This is a genomic window from Mycobacterium sp. C31M (assembly GCF_053345865.1).
The window spans coordinates 116,759-138,614 of record NZ_JBKFAX010000010.1 but is presented as its reverse complement, the minus strand read 5'-3'; the positions used below and the strand labels follow the sequence as shown (position 1 = coordinate 138,614).

Annotated in this window: 27 protein-coding genes; 13 read left to right on the top strand and 14 right to left on the bottom strand. The window is 67.5% G+C overall.

Annotation, left to right across the window (positions count from 1 at the left end):
- Entirely contained in the window at positions 1 to 648 is a 648-nt protein-coding gene (locus ACLBYA_RS16820; RefSeq protein WP_447710560.1) for a DUF3159 domain-containing protein, read from the bottom strand.
- The gene (locus ACLBYA_RS16815) at positions 645 to 1,016 is read right to left on the bottom strand and encodes an OB-fold nucleic acid binding domain-containing protein (RefSeq protein ID WP_447710559.1); all 372 of its coding nucleotides are present in this window, start codon (positions 1,014 to 1,016) and stop codon (positions 645 to 647) included. The genes ACLBYA_RS16820 and ACLBYA_RS16815 overlap by 4 nt, the downstream gene beginning before the upstream one ends.
- A 110-nt stretch (positions 1,017 to 1,126) precedes the next feature.
- Between ACLBYA_RS16815 and ACLBYA_RS16810 the strand changes: the two genes are divergently transcribed.
- Complete coding sequence (locus ACLBYA_RS16810; RefSeq protein ID WP_447710558.1) at positions 1,127 to 1,828, top strand: serine aminopeptidase domain-containing protein; 702 nt, start codon at positions 1,127 to 1,129, stop codon at positions 1,826 to 1,828.
- On the opposite strand, the gene ACLBYA_RS16805 is transcribed toward ACLBYA_RS16810, so the two are convergent.
- Both ACLBYA_RS16805 and dut read right to left on the bottom strand, forming a co-directional pair.
- The gene (locus ACLBYA_RS16805) at positions 1,825 to 2,520 is read right to left on the bottom strand and encodes a DUF3710 domain-containing protein (protein ID WP_447710557.1); all 696 of its coding nucleotides are present in this window, start codon (positions 2,518 to 2,520) and stop codon (positions 1,825 to 1,827) included. The two genes, ACLBYA_RS16810 and ACLBYA_RS16805, sit on opposite strands and share 4 nt — an antisense overlap.
- Entirely contained in the window at positions 2,520 to 2,984 is a 465-nt protein-coding gene (dut, locus tag ACLBYA_RS16800) for a dUTP diphosphatase (RefSeq protein WP_447710556.1), read from the bottom strand. The genes ACLBYA_RS16805 and dut overlap by 1 nt, the downstream gene beginning before the upstream one ends.
- A 25-nt stretch (positions 2,985 to 3,009) precedes the next feature.
- Here dut and ACLBYA_RS16795 point away from each other — a divergent pair, with 25 nt between their 5' ends.
- Positions 3,010 to 3,498, top strand: a complete 489-nt coding sequence (locus tag ACLBYA_RS16795; protein ID WP_447710555.1) for a DUF3093 domain-containing protein — start codon at positions 3,010 to 3,012, stop codon at positions 3,496 to 3,498.
- 31 nt (positions 3,499 to 3,529) lie between these two features.
- On the opposite strand, the gene ACLBYA_RS16790 is transcribed toward ACLBYA_RS16795, so the two are convergent.
- Positions 3,530 to 3,832 carry a DUF4193 domain-containing protein gene (locus tag ACLBYA_RS16790; RefSeq protein ID WP_447710554.1) on the bottom strand — a complete coding sequence of 101 codons (303 nt, stop codon included), beginning with the start codon at positions 3,830 to 3,832 and terminating at the stop codon, positions 3,530 to 3,532.
- Positions 3,833 to 4,002: 170 nt separating this feature from the next.
- Here ACLBYA_RS16790 and cei point away from each other — a divergent pair, with 170 nt between their 5' ends.
- Positions 4,003 to 4,662 carry an envelope integrity protein Cei gene (gene cei, locus ACLBYA_RS16785; protein ID WP_447710553.1) on the top strand — a complete coding sequence of 220 codons (660 nt, stop codon included), beginning with the start codon at positions 4,003 to 4,005 and terminating at the stop codon, positions 4,660 to 4,662.
- A gap of 1 nt (position 4,663) precedes the next feature.
- Here the strand turns inward: cei and ACLBYA_RS16780 are convergent, their stop codons facing one another.
- Positions 4,664 to 5,461, bottom strand: coding sequence for an inositol monophosphatase family protein (locus tag ACLBYA_RS16780; RefSeq protein WP_447710552.1), 798 nt, complete (start codon positions 5,459 to 5,461; stop codon positions 4,664 to 4,666).
- A gap of 30 nt (positions 5,462 to 5,491) precedes the next feature.
- Here ACLBYA_RS16780 and ppgK point away from each other — a divergent pair, with 30 nt between their 5' ends.
- Entirely contained in the window at positions 5,492 to 6,301 is an 810-nt protein-coding gene (ppgK, locus tag ACLBYA_RS16775) for a polyphosphate--glucose phosphotransferase (protein WP_447710551.1), read from the top strand.
- Between the two features lie 207 nt (positions 6,302 to 6,508).
- On the top strand, positions 6,509 to 7,936 hold the full coding sequence (locus ACLBYA_RS16770; protein ID WP_447710550.1) for an RNA polymerase sigma factor: 1,428 nt from the start codon (positions 6,509 to 6,511) through the stop codon (positions 7,934 to 7,936).
- Here ACLBYA_RS16770 and ACLBYA_RS16765 read toward each other — a convergent pair.
- The 4 genes from ACLBYA_RS16765 to ACLBYA_RS16750 all read right to left on the bottom strand — a co-directional run bounded on the left by ACLBYA_RS16765 (position 7,933) and on the right by ACLBYA_RS16750 (position 10,544).
- A complete protein-coding gene (locus tag ACLBYA_RS16765; protein WP_447710549.1) occupies positions 7,933 to 8,325 on the bottom strand; it encodes a nuclear transport factor 2 family protein in 393 nt (130 codons plus the stop codon). The genes ACLBYA_RS16770 and ACLBYA_RS16765 overlap by 4 nt on opposite strands.
- A 165-nt stretch (positions 8,326 to 8,490) precedes the next feature.
- Entirely contained in the window at positions 8,491 to 9,285 is a 795-nt protein-coding gene (locus ACLBYA_RS16760; RefSeq protein WP_447710548.1) for a hypothetical protein, read from the bottom strand.
- A gap of 40 nt (positions 9,286 to 9,325) precedes the next feature.
- Positions 9,326 to 10,132 carry an SDR family NAD(P)-dependent oxidoreductase gene (locus tag ACLBYA_RS16755; protein WP_447710547.1) on the bottom strand — a complete coding sequence of 269 codons (807 nt, stop codon included), beginning with the start codon at positions 10,130 to 10,132 and terminating at the stop codon, positions 9,326 to 9,328.
- Between the two features lie 55 nt (positions 10,133 to 10,187).
- Positions 10,188 to 10,544, bottom strand: coding sequence for a DUF952 domain-containing protein (locus tag ACLBYA_RS16750; RefSeq protein WP_447710546.1), 357 nt, complete (start codon positions 10,542 to 10,544; stop codon positions 10,188 to 10,190).
- 135 nt (positions 10,545 to 10,679) lie between these two features.
- Here ACLBYA_RS16750 and ACLBYA_RS16745 point away from each other — a divergent pair, with 135 nt between their 5' ends.
- A complete protein-coding gene (locus tag ACLBYA_RS16745; RefSeq protein WP_447710545.1) occupies positions 10,680 to 10,871 on the top strand; it encodes a DUF7455 domain-containing protein in 192 nt (63 codons plus the stop codon).
- Positions 10,872 to 10,932: 61 nt separating this feature from the next.
- Positions 10,933 to 11,895: a YihY/virulence factor BrkB family protein gene (locus ACLBYA_RS16740; RefSeq protein ID WP_447710544.1), complete on the top strand. Its 963-nt coding sequence runs from the start codon at positions 10,933 to 10,935 to the stop codon at positions 11,893 to 11,895.
- Here the strand turns inward: ACLBYA_RS16740 and ACLBYA_RS16735 are convergent.
- Complete coding sequence (locus tag ACLBYA_RS16735; RefSeq protein ID WP_019512981.1) at positions 11,885 to 12,121, bottom strand: DUF3039 domain-containing protein; 237 nt, start codon at positions 12,119 to 12,121, stop codon at positions 11,885 to 11,887. The genes ACLBYA_RS16740 and ACLBYA_RS16735 overlap by 11 nt on opposite strands.
- A gap of 27 nt (positions 12,122 to 12,148) precedes the next feature.
- Here ACLBYA_RS16735 and ACLBYA_RS16730 point away from each other — a divergent pair, with 27 nt between their 5' ends.
- From ACLBYA_RS16730 to ACLBYA_RS16720, 3 genes are all read left to right on the top strand, one after another.
- A complete protein-coding gene (locus ACLBYA_RS16730; protein WP_447710543.1) occupies positions 12,149 to 12,574 on the top strand; it encodes a DUF3099 domain-containing protein in 426 nt (141 codons plus the stop codon).
- Positions 12,575 to 12,721: 147 nt separating this feature from the next.
- Complete coding sequence (locus tag ACLBYA_RS16725) at positions 12,722 to 13,681, top strand: sigma-70 family RNA polymerase sigma factor (RefSeq protein ID WP_447710542.1); 960 nt, start codon at positions 12,722 to 12,724, stop codon at positions 13,679 to 13,681.
- A 139-nt stretch (positions 13,682 to 13,820) separates the two neighbouring features.
- Complete coding sequence (locus ACLBYA_RS16720; RefSeq protein WP_447710541.1) at positions 13,821 to 14,525, top strand: metal-dependent transcriptional regulator; 705 nt, start codon at positions 13,821 to 13,823, stop codon at positions 14,523 to 14,525.
- On the opposite strand, the gene ACLBYA_RS16715 is transcribed toward ACLBYA_RS16720, so the two are convergent.
- From ACLBYA_RS16715 to ACLBYA_RS16705, 3 genes are all read right to left on the bottom strand, one after another.
- Positions 14,522 to 15,541, bottom strand: a complete 1,020-nt coding sequence (locus ACLBYA_RS16715; protein ID WP_447710540.1) for a DUF4192 domain-containing protein — start codon at positions 15,539 to 15,541, stop codon at positions 14,522 to 14,524. The genes ACLBYA_RS16720 and ACLBYA_RS16715 overlap by 4 nt on opposite strands.
- Positions 15,542 to 15,632: 91 nt before the next feature.
- Positions 15,633 to 16,646 (bottom strand): hemolysin family protein, encoded by a 1,014-nt coding sequence (locus ACLBYA_RS16710; protein ID WP_447710539.1) that lies wholly within the window; start codon positions 16,644 to 16,646, stop codon positions 15,633 to 15,635.
- Positions 16,639 to 18,024 (bottom strand): hemolysin family protein, encoded by a 1,386-nt coding sequence (locus tag ACLBYA_RS16705; RefSeq protein WP_447710538.1) that lies wholly within the window; start codon positions 18,022 to 18,024, stop codon positions 16,639 to 16,641. Before ACLBYA_RS16705 ends, ACLBYA_RS16710 begins: the two co-directional genes overlap by 8 nt.
- 229 nt (positions 18,025 to 18,253) lie before the next feature.
- Between ACLBYA_RS16705 and sthA the strand changes: the two genes are divergently transcribed.
- The 3 genes from sthA to ACLBYA_RS16690 all read left to right on the top strand — a co-directional run bounded on the left by sthA (position 18,254) and on the right by ACLBYA_RS16690 (position 21,847).
- Complete coding sequence (gene sthA / locus ACLBYA_RS16700; RefSeq protein WP_447710537.1) at positions 18,254 to 19,669, top strand: Si-specific NAD(P)(+) transhydrogenase; 1,416 nt, start codon at positions 18,254 to 18,256, stop codon at positions 19,667 to 19,669.
- Between the two features lie 117 nt (positions 19,670 to 19,786).
- Positions 19,787 to 20,788, top strand: coding sequence for a proteasome assembly chaperone family protein (locus ACLBYA_RS16695; protein ID WP_447710536.1), 1,002 nt, complete (start codon positions 19,787 to 19,789; stop codon positions 20,786 to 20,788).
- 36 nt (positions 20,789 to 20,824) lie between these two features.
- Positions 20,825 to 21,847: an alpha/beta fold hydrolase gene (locus ACLBYA_RS16690; RefSeq protein WP_447710535.1), complete on the top strand. Its 1,023-nt coding sequence runs from the start codon at positions 20,825 to 20,827 to the stop codon at positions 21,845 to 21,847.
- Positions 21,848 to 21,856: the final 9 nt, after the last annotated feature.

Below are 21,856 nucleotides of genomic sequence, written 5' to 3'. Positions count from 1 at the left end.
TCAGGCCTGAGCCGCTGATTCCTTGAGCGCCTTCTGCGCGGCGCGAATCGCCAACCAGGTGACCAGTGCGGCGACACCGGTCAGCGGCCAGCCCATCGCGATCCGGGCGACACCCAGCATGCCGACGTCATCGGCGTCATAGAGATGGCGCTGCACGACGAACCGTGACGCGAACACGACGGCCCACGCGATGGTGGCCACATCGAAGGCGAGCACCGCGCGCCGCACCGAGCGCCAGTGCCGTCCACCCCCGCTGAACCAGCCCCAGGCATAGCCGACCAAAGGTCGGCGGATCAGCACCGAGACGGTGAAGACGGCGGCGTACACCAACGACATCCAGATGCCGTACGCGAAGTAGCCGCGGGATTCGCCAAGCCACCAGGCGATCGCCGCACTGATGCCAACGCCGATGAACCCGGACACCGCCGGTTGGACGGTCTCCTTGCGGATCAACCGCCAGATCAGGATCAGGGTCGCCACCCCGAGGGCGGCGTAGATGGCCGGCATCAGACCGAATTTGGTGGATACCGGGACGAACACCAGCACCGGCAGCGAGGAGTAGATCAGGCCGCTGACGCCGCCGATCTGCTCCAGGATCGCCTGTCCGCCCTTGTTGGCAGGCTCTTCGTCCGTGTCTGTTTCCGTCACTTCTGGATCTCGTAGTGCGGGTTGTAGATCGCCTTGGCGCCGTTGTCGAGCTGTCCGAGGCGCCCGTGTACCCGCAGTGTGCGGCCGGTCTCGATGCCCGGGATCCGCCGTTGGCCCAACCAGACCAGCATCACCGCATCGGTGCCGTCGAACAGTTCGGCCTTGACTCCCCCGGCGCATGCCTTGCCATTACATTCGACGCTGCGCAGGGTGCCGACCATGGTGACTTCCTGGCCACGCTCACAGTCGATGGCTTTCTGCGCGCCGGTGCCGGCCGCCTCATCGCTGAGTTCCTCGACATCGAGTTGCTCGGGGTCTTCTGTCAACCGTCGGGTTAGCCGGCGGAGATACCCCTCGGCGGTAGCCATGACCTCTCCCTCACCGCGAATCGGTCTTCGATCCACTAACTGACCAACGCCACCGTAGACCTGTTGGTTCCGATTCGCCACGCCGGGCAGCGGCGCGGCACGATCGTTTGATGACCATCGACTTGCGAGGCGTCACGACCGTCCTGATGGCCGGCACCGGCTCCGATGACGACTACGCCTACCGGGCCTTCGCGGGCCCGTTGCACGAGGTCGGCGCGGTCGTGGTGACCCCGGCGCCGGACCCGCACCGACTGATCGCCGGCTACCAGGCGGCACTGCATGAGGCGACCCGTGCCGGTGCGCCGATCGCCGTCGGCGGTGTCTCGATCGGTGCGGCGGTCGCCGCCAACTGGGCGTTGGCACATCCGGGCAGCACCGTGGCGGTACTGGCCGCGCTGCCGGCCTGGTCGGGTGCGCCCGGGAATGCGGCCGCGGCGCTGACCGCGCGGGCCTCGGCCCAGCAACTGCGCACCGACGGGCTGGCCGCCACCGTCGCGGCCATGCGGGCGTCCAGCCCGCAGTGGCTGGCCGACGAACTGTCCCGGTCCTGGGTCGCGCAGTGGCCCGGGCTACCCGACGCGATGGACGAGGCCGCCGGGTATGTGGCGCCGACGGTCGAGGCGCTGACGACCCTGCGGGTCCCGATGGGCCTGGCGGCGGCCACCGACGACCCGGTGCATCCGGCCGATGTGGCCTACGAGTGGGTTGCCGCGGCACCGCACGCCGCCCTGCACACGGTGACGCTGGCGCAGATGGGCGCGGACCCGTCGCGGCTGGGTGCCGCCTGCCTGGCGGCGCTGCTGGAGCTTTAGCCGCCGGTGATGGTGCTACGCATCTGCTGCATGGCGGTGCCGTGCTCGCTTCGCCGTGCAGCCGGCTCCGGTGGGGGCTGCCCTTGGGCGGCAGCCTGGGCGGCGGCCTGCTGCGCGGCGGCCGCACGTAGCTGGTTGGCCATCGCCTCGGGCAGCTGCACGGCCAGCGGGGTACGCACCGGAAGTGGGGTGTCGCCGCGGCGAACCACCGTGTCCAGCAATGCTTCTCGCGCCTCGGCGGCCAATGCGTCGACGTTCTCGGGCAGCCCGTTGACCACACAGCGGATCATCCAGCGGTAGCCGTCGACCCCGATGAAGCGCACCACGCCGGGCTGCTGCCCCTGCGGAGCCGATGTGCTGGCCCCGACGACCTCACGGCCCCATTTGCCGTCTTCGATGCGTACCTTCACGCCGTCCTTGCGCAGCGACTCGGCCAGCTCGGCGGCCACCTCACGCCACAGCCCGGCCGACTTCGGTGCCGCGTAGGCCGCGATGGTGAACCGCCCGTTGGGTGTCACCACCCATACCGAGCTGGGCACACCCTGGTCGGTCAGTTCGACCTGCACCTGCCCGGCCGCCGGCAGCGGGATCAGCACCGAGCCCAGATCCAGCCGGGCCACCGTGGCGGACTCTGGATCGTCGAAGTCCTCGATGTCGAACGGGCCGTCGAAATCGTCGTCGTTATCTGCCATCACAAACTCGCATGTCCGCCTGAAGAGCCGTGGCCACCGCTGCCACGGGAAGTGTCAGCCAGCCCGGCGTCGTCGAACGACGACACCTCGACCAGCTCGGGAAGCTCGACCCGCTGCACCAGCAGCTGTGCGATGCGATCACCGCGCCGCACCTCGATCGGTGTCTGCGGGTCGAGATTTATCAGCGCCACCTTGATCTCACCACGGTACCCGGCGTCGACCGTGCCGGGACTGTTCACGATCGAAAGGCCTACGCGCGTAGCCAATCCCGACCGCGGATGGATCAGACCCACCATGCCGTGCGGGATCGCGACCGCGATCCCGGTGGGAACCAGACTGCGATGCCCGGGCGCGAGGTCCACGTCGACGGCGCTGTACAGGTCGACGCCGGCGTCACCGTCATGGGCCCGGCTGGGCATCGGAAGGTCGCGATCCAACCGCACGACCGCCAGAGAAGTGGACACGGCCGATGAGATTACTCTTGGGCACGTGTCCGACACGCGCGCCATCGCCCAAACCGTGCGCTACCGCGAACGCCTACGGGTGCCGTGGTGGTTCTGGCCACCCGGACTCGGGCTGGCCGCACTCATCGCCGCCGAGGTCAACATGGGTGTCGAGGGTCTACCCGACTGGGCGCCGTATGCGGTGCTGCTCCCTGTCGCGGCGGCGGTGCTGGTGTGGATGGGCCGGATGGAGATCCGCGTCGTGCAGAACGGTCCGTCGGCCGATGCGGCCGTGGAGTTGTGGGCGGGTCCGGCGCATCTGCCGGTCGATGTGATCGCCCGGTCGGCCGAGGTTCCCCGGTCGGCCAAATCGGCGGCCCTGGGTCGCCAACTGGACCCAGCGGCCTATGTGCTGCACCGGGCCTGGGTCGGCCCGATGGTCCTGATCGTGCTCGACGATCCCGACGATCCCACCCCCTATTGGCTGGTCAGCTGCCGTCACCCGGATCGGGTGCTGGCTGCTCTGCAGAGCTGACCGCTGGATCGCCGGGCCTGCGCGGCCTGTGTCAGGCCGCGCAGTCCGTGCAGATCATCACACCGTTCTTCTCGCTCGCCAGCCGGCTGCGGTGGTGCACCAAGAAGCAGCTCGAGCAGGTGAACTCGTCGGCCTGCTTCGGGATCACACGCACCGACAGCTCCTCACCGGAGAGGTCGGCACCGGGCAACTCGAATGATTCGGCGGACTCGCCTTCGTCGACGTCGACGACGGCCGACTGAGCCTCGTTACGTCGCGCTTTGAGCTCTTCGAGCGAATCCTCCGAGACGTCATCGGTCTCGGTCCGTCGCGGAGCGTCGTAGTCGGTGGCCATTCATCCCCTCCTGTTCCATGCAGCGTCCATGCAGCTGAGCTTTGTACCAGCGTCGAACGCCTACGCCAAATGATTCGTGCCCCGAATCGGCCCGGATTGACTGTGATTTATATCACAAACCAAAACTCCTGGTAGATGGCAGTGCCGCGGCTTACCTCTAAGGTGCAGGAGTGGTCGCATCCATCACCGAAGGTACGGCGTTCGACAAACACGGCCGGCCGTTCCGGCGCCGCAACATCGTTCCCGTGCTGTGCCTGTTCGTGGTGCTGGCGCTGGTGTCCGGTGTCGCGTGGGTGATCGCACTGAACCAGACCACCGACGTCGCGCAGGCCGCCGCCTGCAACGCACCGCCGCCGCCGGCCCCGGACGCCACCGCCGCGCCCGCGCAGCTCGGCGAGCCGGTCTCACGAGCCGATATGACCGAGGTGATGCCCGCCCGGCTGGCCGACACCAAGGTCCAGGTACTCAACGCCAGCGGACAGGGCGGCCAGGCCGCCGAAGTCTCCGGCGCCCTGCGTGACCTGGGGTTCGCTCAGCCGACGGCGGCCAATGATCCGCTCTACGCCACCGGCCGGCTGGAATGCCAGGGTCAGATCCGCTTCGGTGAGTCCGGTCGGGCCGCGGCGGCCGCGGTGTGGTTGGTGGCCCCGTGCACCGAGCTGTTCCAGGACGGCCGCACCGACGACAGCGTCGACCTAGCGGTGGGCACCGACTTCACCGAGTTCAGCCGCAGCGACGATATCGACGCCATGCTCGCGGGTCTGCGTCCCGATGCCACCCAGCCCGCCGATGCCGCGCTGCTGACCAAGATCCACAGCGGCACCTGCTGAGTCAGCCCAGCCGGTCGGCCAGGGCGCCGGCGATGCCCGGTGCGGCCGCCATGAGCGCCGCGCCGCCACCCGGTAGGCGCACCACCGCACCCGCCTCCGCGGCGACCAGCGCACCCGCCGCCCAGTCCCAGACCCGCACGTCGTCCTCGAAGTAGGCGTCCAGCCGGCCCGCGGCCACCATGCACAGATCCATTGCGCACGAACCGATCCGGCGCACATCACGCACCTGCGGGAGCAAACCGGCCAGCACCGCGGCCTGGCGGGCCCGCTGCTGCGCGTCATAGGAGAACCCGGTCCCCAACAGCGCCATCGACAGATCGTCGATCGCATTGCACCGCAACGCCGTCGACACACCACCGCGGGTCAGCGTCGCGCCGTGTCCCAGTGCGGCCGAGAACACCTCACCGGTCGGCACATTGGCCACCGCACCGGCCACCGAGACCCCGTCGACCTGCACCCCGACCGATACCGCGTAGCACTCGACGCCGTAGACGAAGTTGACCGTCCCGTCGATCGGGTCGATCACCCAGACCGGGACACCGGGCTCGGCTACGGCCGAGCCGCCCTCTTCCTCGCCCAGGATGTGATCGCCGGGGCGCAGCACGGCGAGTCGGTCGCGCAGCAGGCGCTCGGTCTCCTTGTCGACCACGGTCACCGGATCTGTGGGTGTGCTCTTGGTCTCGACCGCGTCGGCAACCGGTGTGGCACCGAACACCTCGGCACGCCGGGTGCGCACGAAAGTCGCGGCCTCCGTGGCAAGTTGCTCGGCCACCGTACGCAGGGTCTGCGGATCATCCATGTATCCATCGCACCACACCGAATGGCACTAATGTGGTGTCGGATTGCCCACCGGACCCTGCTGAGGAGCGTTCCCGTGACCGATTCGCCCAATACCGGCTTCGGCGTCGACGTCGGCGGCAGCGGTATCAAGGGAGGCATCGTCGACCTCGACACCGGCGCCCTGGTCGGCGACCGCTTCAAGTTGGCCACCCCACAACCGGCCACCCCGGATGCCGTCGCCGCGACGGTGGCCGCGGTGGTCCGCGAGTTCGGCTGGACCGGCAAGCTCGGGGTCACCTACCCCGGTGTGGTGACGGGCGGTGTCGTGCGCACCGCCGCCAATGTCGACAAGGGCTGGATCGGCACCAACGCCGCCGAGATCATCTCTGGAGTCCTCGACGGTCAGCCGGTCACCGTTCTCAACGACGCCGACGCGGCCGGCCTGGCCGAGGAACGTTACGGCGCCGGCAAGGACAACACCGGGCTGATCGTGCTGCTCACCTTCGGCACCGGTATCGGCTCAGCCGTCATCCACAACGGTGTGCTGCTGCCCAACACCGAGTTCGGCCACCTGGAGGTGGGCGGCAAAGAGGCCGAGCATCGCGCCGCGTCCTCGGTCAAGGAGCGCAAGGAGTGGAACTACCAGCGCTGGACCGAGGAGGTCACCAAGGTGCTGGTGACCGTCGAGAACGCCATCTGGCCCGATCTGTTCATCGCCGGCGGCGGTATCAGCCGCAAGGCCGACCGCTGGATCCCGATGCTGAAGAACCGCACCCCGGTGGTGCCCGCGGCCCTGCTCAACACGGCCGGCATCGTCGGTGCGGCAATGGCGGCCCAGGGCCTGCACCAGCAACCGTGACCTGCCGGCATTCGACGCGCGGACCGGCATGAATTTGCCGCTCGGCACGGTGGTCGGCCACACTGTCGTTACAATGGTCGATGGCGGCCGCCTACGAACATAGCGGCGGGTTTCCCAGCAGAGATCAGACGCCAATATTCGAGACAGCCGACGAATTCCGGTGGCGCCTGCGCGCGGCCACCGTCCAGCATGACCGAGAGGGTTTACGTGGCAGCGACAGAGGCAAGCCCGGCAACTGAAGAGCCGGTACAGGCCACCGCCACCAAGACCGCCGCGAAGAAGGCGCCGGCCAAGAAGGCGCCGGCCAAGCGGGCTGCGAAGAAGGCCCCCGCGAAAAAGGCACCGGCCAAGGCCGCTGCGCCCCGTGGCAAGAAGGACGAGAACGCCGAGGACGCCGACCTCGGCGAGGATCTCGAGGCCGACGGCGACCTGGAGGTCGAGCCGGGTGAGGATCTCGAGGACGTCGAGATCGACGACGACCTCGACACCGACGACGACACCGACGGGTCGGACGATTCCGATGACGAGGACGCCGAGGAGTCCGGCGAGGAAGCCGAAGGCGGCGCGGCCGCACCCGCGGCCGGCGCCAAGCCCGCCAAGAAGGACGACGAGCTTCCCGAGCCGTCCGAGAAGGACAAGGCCTCCGGTGACTTCGTCTGGGACGAAGAGGAATCCGAGGCGCTGCGTCAGGCCCGCAAGGATGCCGAGCTCACCGCCTCGGCCGACTCGGTCCGTGCCTACCTCAAGCAGATCGGCAAGGTCGCGCTGCTCAACGCCGAGGAGGAGGTGGAGCTCGCCAAGCGCATCGAGGCCGGGCTCTACGCCACCCAGTTGGTGGCCGAGAAGGCCGCCAAGGGTGAGAAATTCACCCCGACCGAGCGTCGGGACATGTCGTGGATCTGCCGCGACGGCGACAAGGCCAAGAACCACCTGCTGGAGGCCAACCTGCGCCTGGTGGTCTCGCTGGCCAAGCGCTACACCGGTCGCGGCATGGCATTCCTGGACCTCATCCAGGAGGGCAACCTCGGTCTCATCCGCGCCGTCGAGAAGTTCGACTACACCAAGGGCTACAAGTTCTCGACGTATGCCACCTGGTGGATCCGGCAGGCCATCACCCGCGCCATGGCCGATCAGGCCCGCACCATCCGTATCCCGGTGCACATGGTCGAGGTCATCAACAAGCTGGGCCGTATCCAGCGCGAGCTGCTGCAGGACCTGGGCCGCGAGCCCACGCCCGAAGAACTGGCCAAGGAAATGGACATCACGCCGGAGAAGGTGCTGGAGATCCAGCAGTACGCGCGTGAGCCCATCTCGCTGGACCAGACCATCGGCGACGAGGGTGACAGCCAACTCGGCGACTTCATCGAGGACTCCGAGGCCGTGGTGGCCGTCGACGCGGTGTCCTTCACCCTGCTGCAGGATCAGCTGCAGTCGGTGCTGGAGACACTGTCCGAGCGCGAGGCCGGTGTGGTCCGGCTGCGCTTCGGCCTCACCGACGGTCAGCCGCGCACGCTCGACGAGATCGGCCAGGTCTACGGCGTCACGCGTGAGCGCATCCGCCAGATCGAGTCCAAGACGATGAGCAAGCTGCGCCACCCGAGCCGCTCGCAGGTGCTGCGGGACTACCTGGATTAGTGCGCGGCGCGCTGCTTCGTGCCATAGATGCGCTCCATCAGCGCGGTGTCACCGTGAATCTCGACCCGCACCGTCTTGCCGTTACGAATGGTGAAAACGTCTGCGTCATGGCCGCTTTCACCGCCTGCGGTGATATCGGTCAGCGCGACGACGGTGTCCCCGTCGGCGACCAGGCGGTCCAGTTTGACCGTGGGCGTCTTGGCCGCCAGGGCGGCCATGTACTGGCCGAGTTCGCCCTTGCCGTGATAGGTGCCGCTGATGGTGCTGTTACCGGGTTGAACCCATTCGATGCTGTCATCGAACAGCGCCATCACGGTGTCCATGTCGCCGTTGGCGAAGGCTTCGTAGCCGCGTTTGACGAGTTCGATGTTGTCCTGTTCGACAGACATGATGTACCCCTCCGAACGATGTGACAGGTCGGCTGTGACGGGCTGAGAGGCACATTGGGTCGGTCAGACCGACACCGCCGCTTCGAAATCTACGCCCGGGCCTTTGCCCGTGTACAGGCGTGCATCCGGGGCTGCTTGCCATGGCAAGCAGCCCCGGATTGCTGGCTAATGCCGGACCTTGCGCTCGCGCAATTTGTAGCTCATCGGCCAGGATTCACGGGACTCGTCGCCGGTCAGCGGTACGCCCTGGCTACCGAGCTTGACGTCATAGGCTTCGAGATCCGGCCCGGCCTCCCGCTCGGCGCGTTCCCGCGCGAGGTAGTAGAGCTGATCGATCTCAAGCTCCTTGAACGAGACGAAGGTGCTGCGCCGTACGGTGTGCGGGCTGGTGGCCTCGGCGACCAGCCGCTCGATGAGCACCCGCGATGCCAGCACCGCGGCACCGATGAGCAGCGCAGGCACCAACCAGTAACACAAGTAGGACAGCGGGGTCCGGGTGTCGAGCAGCGTCGCATCACGGCCGACGATCGGCGGGATCGCCGCGGACACCGTCGCAGCGGCGAATGTGGCGATCCAGATCCAGGTGACCTGCGTGGTGACGGGGACGAACTGCTCGCTCTTGCGCACGTCGGCCGGTTGGTCGGCCTCGGCGAACTCGCGTGCGAAGGGTCGACCGGCCAGCAGCCCGACCAGGGCCACCAGCAGCACGGCGGCGAAGCTCAACGGCTGGATCCAGCGTTCGGCGACATCCTGACCGACGACGAGGACGACGGCGGTCAGCACGACAAACGTTGCGACGGCACCGATTTCCAGGGTCCGCACCTTGACACCGTGCAGCCGGCCCACCATGACGGCGGCCACCGCAACGACGAGGGCGGCCAGCGCCGCCGCGAGGAACGGGACGTTTCCGACCAGAATCCAGTACACGATCCACGGCGCGAAGCCGGACAGTATTGCCACAATTGCTCAGTTTACGAAACCAGGCCGATCTGTCACGCACTCATCGCAACACCACGGCACTGGGCTCACGCGGTGCGCCCAACATCTCGCGATGCGACGGCGGTGTGCGACCGCCCTCATCGGTGATGTTGTAGCGGGCGGCCAGTTCGGCGCCGATCAGCGTGTGCCCCGACAATGCCGCCAGCTCCGGGTCGGCGAACAGCGCGTCGATCAGGTGTCCCGTGAACTCCGGGGTCTCGGCGTGCGCCGCGGTCGCCGCCAGCGCGTCGGGGTTGCCGGAAAAGGCGGCGCGCAGCCGCTCGGTCAGCAGGATGCCCATCCAGACCGACACGGTCGCCACCGGAGTCCCACGGAAGTCGACGGCCATATCGGCGGCCATCTTGTCGATACCGGCCTTCTGCGCCCCGTAGGCGGGGCCGTGCATGTAGCAGACCGAACCGGGCGACGAGGTGAAGGCGATCAGCCCGCGGGGCCGATCCAACAGCAGTGGTGCCGCATGCCAGGAGGCCACATAGGCCGACCGCAACCCGACGTCGAGCACATCACCGAGCGCGAGCGGCTTGTCCCAGAACGGCTTTGCACCGGTCAACTCGTCATGCACGACGGCGGCGTTGTTGACCAACAGGTCCAGCCCACCCGATTCCGCGGCAACCCGCTCGAACAGCGCCGCCACGGCGGCATCGTCGGCGTGGTCGACCATCACCGCCACGCCGCCCGGCGGGGCGTCGGTGATGGTCCGGCCGGTGGCATAAACCTTCCAGCCGTGGGCTCCGAGTGCCGCGGCGATACCTCGCCCGGCACCGCGACTGGCCCCGGTCACCACCGCGACCCGCTGCGCTGCCGTCACTCCCCCAACCTACGTTCCGGCACCGCTGACTAACATGGCGGCGTGCCGGGCCACCTCATTCGAACGCGGCGAACGAGCCATCCGCGGCCGGCAGATAGGGCGTGACACTTGTCACAGCGGCGGCCGGCAGCGGGCCGTACAGATGCGGGAACAACATCGACTCGGGATCGGTCGGCACGCCCGGTTCCCAGCGCACCGGATCGGTCAGCGCGGCCGGATCGATGCGCAGCAGGACAAGATCGGTGCGTCCCGCAAACAATCGGTTGGCCGGCAGATGAACCTGCTCAGGGGATGAAAGATGAACAAATCCGCCATCGTTCAGCGATGCGGGCCGGTGCTCACCGACGGTCTCGGCGTGCCGCCATTCGTCGATGGCGCACAGATGCAGCAGGACATCGGGTTGCGGGATCATGTCCTCCACCCTGCCCGCCCGGTAACGCGGCTGCAGTGAGACACGACACACCGGTGAACCCCAAGGGAACAAGGCCAGAACCGAAAACGTCTGACACAGTAGTCATACGCACCAAAGCAGAACGGAGGATGTGCCGTGAACGCAACTCTGACAAGTCCGGAACTGACCCGGGCCGATCGCTGCGACCGCTGTGGTGCCGCCGCGCAGGTACGCGCGAAGCTCCCGTCGGGTGCAGAGCTCTTGTTCTGCCAGCATCATGCGAACGAGCACGAGGCAAAGCTGATCGAGTTGGCGGCCGTGCTGGAGGTGAAGCCGGTCGAGGCGTAGCGAATGCGCCGTCCGGTCTGACCGGGCGGCGCACGCTCGCGTCGGGAATGCTGGACGCGTGATGACCGACCAGCCGCCGGCAAAGCCGTCGCGTCATCACATCTGGCCCATCACCAAACGCACGCTGTCCAAGGCGTGGGATGACTCGATCTTCTCGGAGTCCGCACAGGCCGCCTTCTGGTGTGCACTGTCGCTGCCCCCGCTGCTGCTGGGCATGCTCGGCAGCCTGGCCTACCTGGCACCGTTGTTCGGGCCGGACACCCTGCCGACGATCGAGGCGCAGCTGATCGGTACCTCGGAGCGGTTCTTCTCGCAGAACGTCGTCACCGAGATCATCGAGCCGACCATCTACGACATCGTGCGCTCGGCCCGCGGTGAGGTGGTGTCGCTGGGTTTTGTCATCTCACTGTGGGCCGGTTCGTCGGCGGTGTCGGCGTTTGTCGACTCCGTGGTCGAGGCCCATGATCAGACCCCGCTCCGCCATCCGGTGCGGCAGCGCTTCTTCGCGCTGGGGCTCTACGTGATCATGCTGGTGAGCGCGGTGCTGACGGCCCCGTTCATCGCGCTGGGCCCGCGCAAGATCACCGAGTCCATACCGGAGAGCTGGTCACACGCGCTGCAGTACGGCTACTACCCGGTGCTGGTGATCGCGCTGATTCTGGTGGTGACCGTGCTCTATCGGGTATCGCTGCCCAGCCCGCTGCCGACCCACCGACTGGTGGTGGGCGCGGTGCTGGCGACCGCGGTGTTCCTGATCGCGACCTTCAGCCTGCGCTTCTACCTGACCTGGATCACCGCGACGGGGTACACCTACGGCGCCTTGGCGACGCCGATCGCGTTTCTGCTGTTCGCGTTCCTGGCCGGCTTCGCGGTGATGATCGGCGCCGAACTGAACGCCGCCGTCCAGGAGGAGTGGCCGGCCCCGGACACCCATGCCCGCCGACTGCGCGCGTGGATCGCCGAGAAGGCGGACAGCGCGAAGACAGACAGCGCGAAGTCCGGCGCCGACGAAGCTACTTCTTGAGCTGCTCGTAGATCTTCTTGCAGTCCGGGCAGACCGGCGAGCCCGGCTTGGCTGCCTTCGTCACCGGGAACACCTCGCCGCACAACGCGACGACATGTGTACCCATGACGGCACTTTCGGCGATCTTGTCCTTTTTAACGTAGTGGAAGACCTTGGGGGCGTCGTCGTCGGTCCCGTCGTCGACATGTTCGTCGGTATCGGGCCGTTCGATGGTCTGGGTCTGCATCCATCCATTGTGCCGCGAGCGGTGCAGATGTGGGACAGTGGAGGTATGAAACAAAGCCCCGAGCTGAGTTTCGACGACGAAGGTCGACCGGTACTCATTACCCGCGCTGCGCTCCCGCACGACGAGCAACACCGCGCCCGGGTGCGCAAGTACCTGACCCTGATGTCCTTCCGCATCCCGGCTCTCGTGTTGGCTGCCGTCGCCTACGGAGTCTGGAACAACGGACTCATCTCGCTGGCGATCATCGTCGCCTCCATCCCGCTGCCGTGGATCGCAGTGCTGATCGCCAACGACCGGCCGCCACGCTCCGCCGACGAACCCCGGCGCTATGCCGACGGCGGAGCCCGGCGCACCCCGCTGTTCCCCACCGCGGAACGGCCGGCCCTGCAGGCGCCGGTGCGGCCGAACCCGAGTGCAGACAGCCCGCACGCCGGTCCCGGCGTTCCCGACTGAGCGCCAACTTCACCACTTCTCAGGACATTCTCAGGTCGTCGGTTTGAATCCGCAGGTCAGGTGGTATGCCACCGAGACCGGGCGGGAACTCAGTCACCCTCTCGGGCGTTGTACGCAGTGACAGTTCCACCGAGCAGGAGGCCGTAAATGGCGATCGCCACCGCAAGCCGCATCGATTCCGATCTGGACGCCCAGAGCCCCGCCGCCGACCTGGTCCGCGTGTACCTCAACGGCATCGGCAAGACCGCCCTGCTGAACGCGGCCGACGAGGTCGAGCTCGCCAAGCGCATCGAGGCCGGCCTGTACGCCAAGCATGTGTTGGAGACCAAGAAGCGTCTCGGCGAGGCCCGCCGTCGCGATCTCGCAGCGGTGGTCCGCGACGGTGACGCCGCCCGCCGGCACCTGCTGGAGGCCAACCTGCGCCTGGTGGTGTCGCTGGCCAAGCGCTACACCGGACGCGGCATGCCGCTGCTCGACCTGATCCAGGAGGGCAACCTCGGGCTGATCCGCGCGATGGAGAAGTTCGACTACGCCAAGGGATTCAAGTTCTCGACGTATGCCACCTGGTGGATCCGGCAGGCCATCACCCGCGGCATGGCCGACCAGAGCCGCACCATCCGGCTGCCCGTGCACCTGGTCGAACAGGTCAACAAGCTGGCCCGGATCAAGCGCGAGATGCACCAGAACCTGGGCCGCGAGGCCACCGATGAGGAACTGGCCGAAGAGTCGGGCATCCCGGCCGAGAAGATCGCCGATCTGCTGGAGCACAGCCGCGACCCGGTGAGCCTGGACATGCCGGTCGGCAGCGACGAGGAGGCCCCCCTCGGTGACTTCATCGAGGATGCCGAGGCGATGTCCGCGGAGAACGCCGTGATCTCCGAACTGCTGCACACCGATATCCGGTACGTGCTGGCCACCCTCGACGAGCGTGAGCAGCAGGTCATCCGGCTGCGCTTCGGCCTCGACGACGGCCAGCCGCGCACGCTGGACCAGATCGGCAAGCTGTTCGGGCTGTCCCGCGAGCGGGTCCGCCAGATCGAACGCGAAGTGATGTCCAAGCTGCGCAACGGGGACCGGGCTGAGCGCCTGCGTTCCTACGCCAGCTAGACCCTGGTCAACCTCACCCGGTGATGCCCGTCGCGACTCGCGGCGGGCATCACAACGTCTGGCACCGGATGTTGCAACCCTGTTCAGCACGCCGGACAGCTAGACTCGGGTGGTAATTGCAGGGCCTGGAAGGTAGGGCATGAACGATCTCATCGATACCACCGAGATGTACCTGCGGACCATCTATGACCTCGAGGAAGAGGGCGTGGTGCCGCTGCGGGCGCGCATCGCCGAACGTCTGGAGCAGAGCGGCCCGACCGTCAGTCAGACCGTGTCCCGGATGGAGCGCGACGGGCTGCTGCACGTCGCCGGAGACCGCCACCTCGAGTTGACCGAGAAGGGCCGCTACCTGGCCATCTCCGTGATGCGCAAACACCGCCTCGCCGAACGGCTGCTGGTCGACGTGATCGGCCTGCCGTGGGAGGAAGTGCACGCCGAGGCATGCCGCTGGGAACACGTGATGAGCGAGGATGTCGAGCGGCGGCTGGTTCAGGTGCTGGACAACCCGACGACGTCCCCGTTCGGCAATCCGATCCCCGGACTGTCCGAGCTCGGCTTCGGCGGTGCCGGCAGCAACGACGACGCGAATCTGGTGCGCCTGACCGAACTTCCGGCCGGTTCACCGGTCGCGGTGGTGGTGCGGCAGCTGACCGAGCACGTCCAGGGAGACGCCGAGCTGATCGGCCGACTCAAGGATGCCGGTGTGGTGCCCAATGCCCGGGTGACCGTGCAGGCCAGTGACGACCCGAACGATCAGGGCGGTGTCCTGATCCTGATTCCAGGACACCAGGAAGTCGAACTGCCCCACCACATGGCGCACGCCGTGAAGGTGGAGAAGGTCTAGCCGGCTCGCCGGCCGAACGCCAACCGCGGCGGTAGCCGCACACCGAGCGTATCGGCGGTGCGATAACCCGAAATCGCCAGTTCACGGATCTGGTCCGGGCGCATCCCGGACTGCAGGGCGCAGTCGAGCATCGTCGCCATCCGGTGCGACGGGTCGATCTCGATCGCGGCCTCCAAGGCGATACCGGCCAGCGGTCCGTCGCCCCGGGCGTACGCCGAAAAGGCCAGCAGCGTCAGCGCTTCGGTCCGCCACGGCGCCGGAAGCAGCCGCGACAACGTCGCCCACAACGCCTCGGCGTCGGCGGCCATCGCACCGACGGCCAGCCCGTACAGGGTGTCGCGGACCCGCGGGTCGGTCAGTGCGCGGACGACGGTGACGATGTCGGCATCGTCGAGGTCCTCGGCTGTTCCCACCCGGGTGGCCAGCGCCATGGCGCCCTCGACGGCGCGACGCGCGGTGCGCACCGACAGCGCACCGGCCCGCACCGGCCGCAACGCCTCGGCCAGTCGGACACTGTGTGCGGTGTCCACCACGGCGATCACCTGCTCCAGTTCGGCGCGCCGCCGGTAGAGCCGGCGACCGTCGAGCACCGCGGCGGCTGCCAACGGTGAGGACTCCGGATCATCGATCAAACCGGTTGCACGGCAACCGCACACGCACGACCAGCGGCCACCTGCGGCGACGCGGTCCACCTCGAGCACGGCGAGCAGTTCGATCCCCTCCTCTCCCATGGTCCGCGTCAGATCGTCGGCCAGGTCGCCGTGTTCTCCACGGTCTTCGTCGACGATCACAGCGACCGCAGCGTCGTGGCCGGACCCAGCGACCACCTCGGCCAGGTGCGCGGTGTTGCCGCACAGGTCCTCGGACAGGTCCACGCGCATGACGCAGCCCAGATCACCCCGGTCCAGGGTGACCACGGTCAGCGAGTACTCGGGGACGAACCCCAGCACGGCCGGCAGCGCGGCGATCAACGCTGCCGGCCTGCCGAGGTCGAAATCGAACGGTTGTTGTGTCATGCCACGAATGCTTTCGTGCCGGCACGACAGCATCACATCGTCGAGACCGTCAGCCGACCCGGTTGTGGATGAATCGGCGACTGTGGATAACTCAGACCGCCTCCGCCGTCGGCAGTAGCCGCTCCAGCACATCGGTCAACGTGATCAGGCCCAGCACCGCACCGGCATCATCGAGGACGACCACGAGGTGGTTGCGGGTTTCGCGCATGGTCCGCAGCGCCGCGTAGGCCGGGGTGGCGGCATCGAGCATGAGCGCCGGCCGCATCAGGTCGGCGGCACTCACATCGGCGCCGGCCTGCACGGTATCGCGCACATGCACCACACCCAGGATCGCGCCGTTGTCACGCACCAGCAGGCGCAGGTGCCCGGTGCGCCGCGATTCGGTCTGGATACCCACCGGCGTCGCAGCCGAGCGCACACTGCTGGGGGCCGCGCCGGTACGCAACATGTCGCCGACCGTCAGCGCCTCCAGTTCCAGCGCGCTGACCAGATGTCCGTGATACCGCTCGTCGAGGGTGCCGACGGTCGCCGAATGCTCCACCAGATGGCGCAGCGCATCGGGGTCCTGACCGGTGGCGACCTGATCGACGGGTTCCACCCCGACCTTGCGCAGACACCAGTTGGCCAGCCGGTTCAGCGTGCCGATCAGCGGGCGCGTCAGCCACATGAAGGCCCGCATCGGCAGCGCCAGCATGGTGGCCGACCGCTCCGGATGTGCGATCGCCCAGGACTTGGGTGCCATCTCCCCCACCACCAGGTGCAGGAACGTGACGATGATCAGCGCGAGGATGAACCCACCGACATCGGCCAGCCAGGACGGCGCCCCCCAGCCCGCGATGGCCGGGGTGAGCCAGTGGTGCACGGCGGGTTTGGTGATGGCGCCCAGCGCCAGCGTGCAGATGGTGATGCCCAACTGCGACCCTGCCAGCAGCACCGACAGCTCCGATGCCGACCGCAGCGCGGCGCGTGCCGAACGACTGTGTGGCGCAGCATCCTCCAGGCGGTGCCGGCGCGCCGCGATCAAGGCGAACTCGACCGCGACGAAGAAGGCACTGGCCGCGATCAACGCGACCGTGATGCCCACGATGGTCCACGGGTTACTCATCGGCGGCCGCCTCGTCATCGTCTTCGCCGGGCATGTCGACCACCGATACCAGAACGCTTGCCGGAACATGCTTTTCGACGGCCTGGACGATGGCGTCCAACCGGCGACGGATCGGTGCGTGCTCGGCGATCAGCTCGGACGGTTCGACACCGAGGTCGACACTGATCTGGTCGCCGACCGCAGGCAGCCCACCGAACTCGGCGATCAGCAGACCCGAGAGCGTCTCGTAGTCGCCTTCGGGCAAATCGTGGCCGACAGTGCGACTCAACTCGTCGAGGGCGACATCACCGCGCACCAGCCAACCGTCCCCGGTCGTCACGATGTCATCGTCGGTGCTTACGCGGTCGTGCTCGTCGTCGATCTCGCCGACGAGTTCCTCGGCGAGATCCTCCACGGTCAGCACACCGGCGAATCCGCCGTACTCGTCGATGACCAGCGCCATCTCGTCACGCGCCTCGGTAAGGGTGCGCAGCGCCACCGGCAGCGGCAGCGTCTCGGGCAGGATCACCGCGGGACGGCAGGACGCACCCGCGGTCGCGGCCGGATCGGTGACGGCCAGCAGATCCAGCAGGTGCACCACGCCGACCAGGTCATCGGGCGTCTGCCCGGTCACCGGGTAGCGGGTGTGCCCGGTGGCCATCTTCGCCAGCACGGCCGCCACCGGTTCGTCGGCGGACACCACATCGACACGGGCCCGCGGGATCATCGCGTGCTCGGTGGTGCGGGTCGGGAAGTCCAGGATCCGGTCGAGCAGCGTGGACAGTTCCTCGGGTAGCTCACCGGTCTCCCGCGAATCGGCGACGATGTGCTCGAGATCGCGTGCGGTGGCCGAATGTTCGACATCGTGCACGGGTTCGATGCGCAGGGCCCGCAGCAGCAGGTTCGACGAGGCGTCGAAGATCTTGATCAGCCAACCGAACACGCCGAGGTAGATGTTGGTGGACAGCGCCAACCGGCGGGCCACCGGTTCGGGCCGGGCGATGGCGAGGTTCTTGGGGAACAGCTCACCGAACACCATCTGCACGACGGTGGAGAACACCATGGCCAGCACGGTGCCGATCGCGACACCGACGGCGACGGGCACGCCGACACCGCTGAGCAGGTCCCCGAAGCCCTCACCGATCAGTGGTTCGGCGACATAACCGACCAACAGCCCGGTCACGGTGATGCCCAATTGGGCGCCGGAGAGCATGAACGAGGTTCGGCGGGTCACCGACAACGCGCGGGCGGCGCCGGGGTCACCGGCTTCGGCGCGGGCCTTGAGCCGGGACCGGTCCACTGCCATATAGGCGAATTCCTGGGCCACGAAGTAGCCGGTCAGTGCTGTGATGGCGCAGACGACCAGAATCCCGACCGCGATTCCCAGCGCGGTCAGCATGGTTCAGCGATTCGTCGTCGGCGGCGGCGGGGTCTTCGGGGTTTGCGCTTGGCGCGTCGCATTGTGCTCTCTGTGTGGTCGGAAACTCCGTCACGAGTATGGACGAACGGTGCCGCGGGATAGTTCCCGGACCCACCGAAGCGGCACGCACGCACTGTGCCGAATTTGTTCACACGCAGTTATCCGCGCAGACATACGGACCGGCCGTTGTCGGCGTAGGACTGCACCCATGAGTTCCTCGCAGGACTACGACCTCGTTGTCATCGGCTCCGGACCGGGTGGTCAGAAGGCGGCCATCGCCGCCGCCAAGCTGGGCAAATCGGTAGCGGTGATCGAACGGGGACGCATGCTCGGCGGCGTCTGCGTCAACACCGGGACGATCCCGAGCAAGACTCTGCGCGAGGCCGTCGTCTACCTGACCGGGATGAGCCAGCGCGAGCTGTACGGCGCCAGCTACCGGGTCAAGGAGAAGATCACCCCGGCCGACCTGCTGGCCCGCACCCAGCACGTGATCGGCAAGGAGATCGACGTGGTGCGCAGCCAGCTGATGCGCAACCGCATCGAGCTCTTCGTCGGGCACGCGCGGTTCATGGACGCCCACACCGTGCACGTCGAGGATCCGGGCCGCGCCGAGCGAGTCACCGTCAGTGGACGCAACATCGTCATCGCCACCGGCACCAAACCCGCCCGACCCGGCGGGGTCGAGTTCGACGAGAACCGGGTGCTGGACTCCGACGGCATCCTGGACCTGAAAACCATCCCGACCTCGATGGTGGTCGTCGGGGCCGGGGTCATCGGCATCGAGTACGCGTCGATGTTCGCCGCACTTGGCACCAAGGTCACCGTCGTCGAGAAGCGTGCCAACATGCTGGAGTTCTGCGATCCCGAGATCATCGAATCGCTGAGATTCCATCTGCGCGACCTGGCGGTCACGTTCCGGTTCGGCGAGGAGGTCACCGCCGTCGACGTCGGCGCCTCGGGCACCGTCACCACACTGGCCAGCGGCAAGCAGATCCCGGCCGAAACCGTGATGTACTCGGCGGGCCGGCAGGGCCAGACCGACGAGCTCGACCTGCCCAAGGCCGGTCTGGAAGCCGACAATCGTGGCCGGATCTTCGTCGACGACAACTATCAGACCAAGGTCGACCACATCTACGCCGTCGGCGACGTCATCGGATTCCCGGCGCTGGCCGCGACGTCGATGGATCAGGGCCGGCTGGCGGCGTATCACGCGTTCGGTGAGCCCTGCCATGCCATGACCGAGCTGCAGCCGATCGGCATCTACTCGATCCCCGAGGTGTCCTACGTGGGGGCCACCGAGGTCGATCTGACCAAGGACTCGGTGCCGTATGAGGTCGGTGTCTCGCGGTATCGGGAGCTGGCCCGCGGGCAGATCGCCGGTGACTCCTACGGCATGCTCAAACTGCTGGTGTCCACCGAGGACCTGCGCCTGCTGGGTGTGCACATCTTCGGTACCAACGCCACCGAGATGGTGCACATCGGGCAGGCCGTGATGGGCTGCGGCGGCACCATCGAGTACCTGGTCGACGCCGTGTTCAACTATCCGACCTTTTCCGAGGCCTACAAGGTGGCGGCGTTGGACGTGATGAACAAGCTGCGCGCCCTGAGTCAGTTCAAGGATTGATCCAGTTCACGAGCTGACGGGATTGGCCGGCGCCTCCGCGGTGTTGGCACGGATGTCGGGGGCGCACAACGCGGCCTCGGCAAAGTGCGAGACACTAGTGAACAGGAGGTGAACCAGATGGCCGATTCCCACGAACAGCACTACCAGCCCGAGCAGAACGGGATGTACGAGCTGGAGTTCCCCGCACCGCAGTTGTCCGCCGGCGACGGCAGCGGACCGGTTCTGATCCATGCGCTGGAAGGGTTCTCCGATGCCGGCCACGCGATCCGACTGGCCGCACAGCACCTGAAGAACACCCTGGACACCGAGCTGGTGGCCTCCTTCGCCATCGACGAACTGCTGGATTACCGGTCCCGGCGACCGATGATGACGTTCAAGACCGACCATTTCAGCGGGTACGACCAGCCCGAACTGAACCTCTACGCCCTGCACGACAATGTCGGGACGCCGTTCCTGCTGCTCGCCGGTCTGGAACCGGACCTGCGCTGGGAGCGCTTCGTGACCGCGGTGCGGCTGCTGGCCGAACGCCTGGGAGTGCGCCAGGTCATCGGTCTGGGCACCATCCCGATGGCGGTGCCGCACACCCGGCCGGTGACGCTGACCGCGCACTCCCCGAATTCGGAACTGATCGCGGAGTACACGCCGTGGGTCGGCGAGGTGCAGGTGCCGGCCAGCGTGTCCAGCCTGTTGGAGTACCGGATGGGCCAACACGGCCACGATGCGCTGGGCTTCACCGTGCATGTGCCGCACTACCTGGCGCAGACCGCCTATCCCCCGGCCGCCGAGACCCTGCTGGCCGAGGCCGCCCGGGCGGCGTCGCTGGACATCCCGCTGACCGCCCTGGGCGAGGCCGCCGTCGAGGTGCACACCAAGATCAACGAGCAGGTCGAGGGCAGTGCCGAGGTCGCTCAGGTGGTGACCGCCCTGGAGCGTCAGTACGATGCGTTCGTTGCCGCCCAGGAGAATCGGTCGCTGCTCGCCCGCGACGAGGATCTGCCCAGCGGCGATGAGCTGGGTGCGGAGTTCGAACGCTTCCTGGCTCAACAGGATGCCCAGCAGGACGACGACACACGGGGCGGTTTCCCGGACGGGTTCCCCGACGGGGACGACCGCAGCTAGCCCGCGTCACGGGGCCGACAGGCGAGGAGTGGCAGCATGGCCGACCGGAAGACCACCCTTCGCAGCGTGCGAGAGGTCACCCCGACCCTGCAGTTCGCCACCATCCACGGTTATCGCCGGGCCTACCGGATCGCCGGGTCGGGCCCGGCGATGCTGCTGATCCACGGGATCGGCGACAACTCGACCACCTGGCACACCGTCCAGACGATGCTGGCCCGCCGCTTCACCGTCATCGCTCCCGACCTGCTGGGGCACGGGCAGTCCGACAAACCGCGTGCGGACTACTCGGTGGCGGCCTACGCCAACGGCATGCGCGATCTGCTCAGCGTGCTCAACATCGACCGGGTGACGGTGGTCGGCCATTCGCTCGGCGGCGGGGTGGCGATGCAGTTTGCCTACCAGTTCCCGCAATTCGTGGACCGGTTGGTACTGGTCGGCGCCGGCGGGGTGACCAAGGACGTGAACGTCGTGCTGCGGATCGCGGCACTGCCGGGTGTCAGCGAGTCGTTGGCACTGCTGCGACTGCCGCTGGTGCTGCCCACCCTGCAGGCCATGGGCCGCATCGGTGGCACCGTGCTGGGGTCAACCGGGGTGGGGCGCGATCTGCCCGACATGTTGCGGGTGCTGGCCGATCTGCCCGAGCCCACCGCCTCCTCGGCCTTCGCCAGGACGCTACGTGCGGTGGTGGACTGGCGCGGCCAGGTGGTCACCATGCTGGACCGATGTTATCTGACCGAATCCGTTCCGGTGCAATTGATCTGGGGATCCCAGGATTCGGTGATCCCGGTCAGCCATGCCCGACTGGCACATGCGGCCATGCCCGGGTCGGCACTCGAGATCTTCGACAGGTCCGGGCATTTCCCGTTCCACGACGACCCCGACAGGTTCGTCGACGTGGTGCAGCGGTTCATCGACACCACGGTGCCCTCCGAATACGACCACGAACTGCTGCGCTCGCTGTTGCGCACCGGGATCAGTGAACGCGCCATCACCGGGCCACTGGACACCCGGGTCGCGGTTCTGGACGCGATGGGCGCCGACGAGCGCAGCGCCACCTGACTACGATGA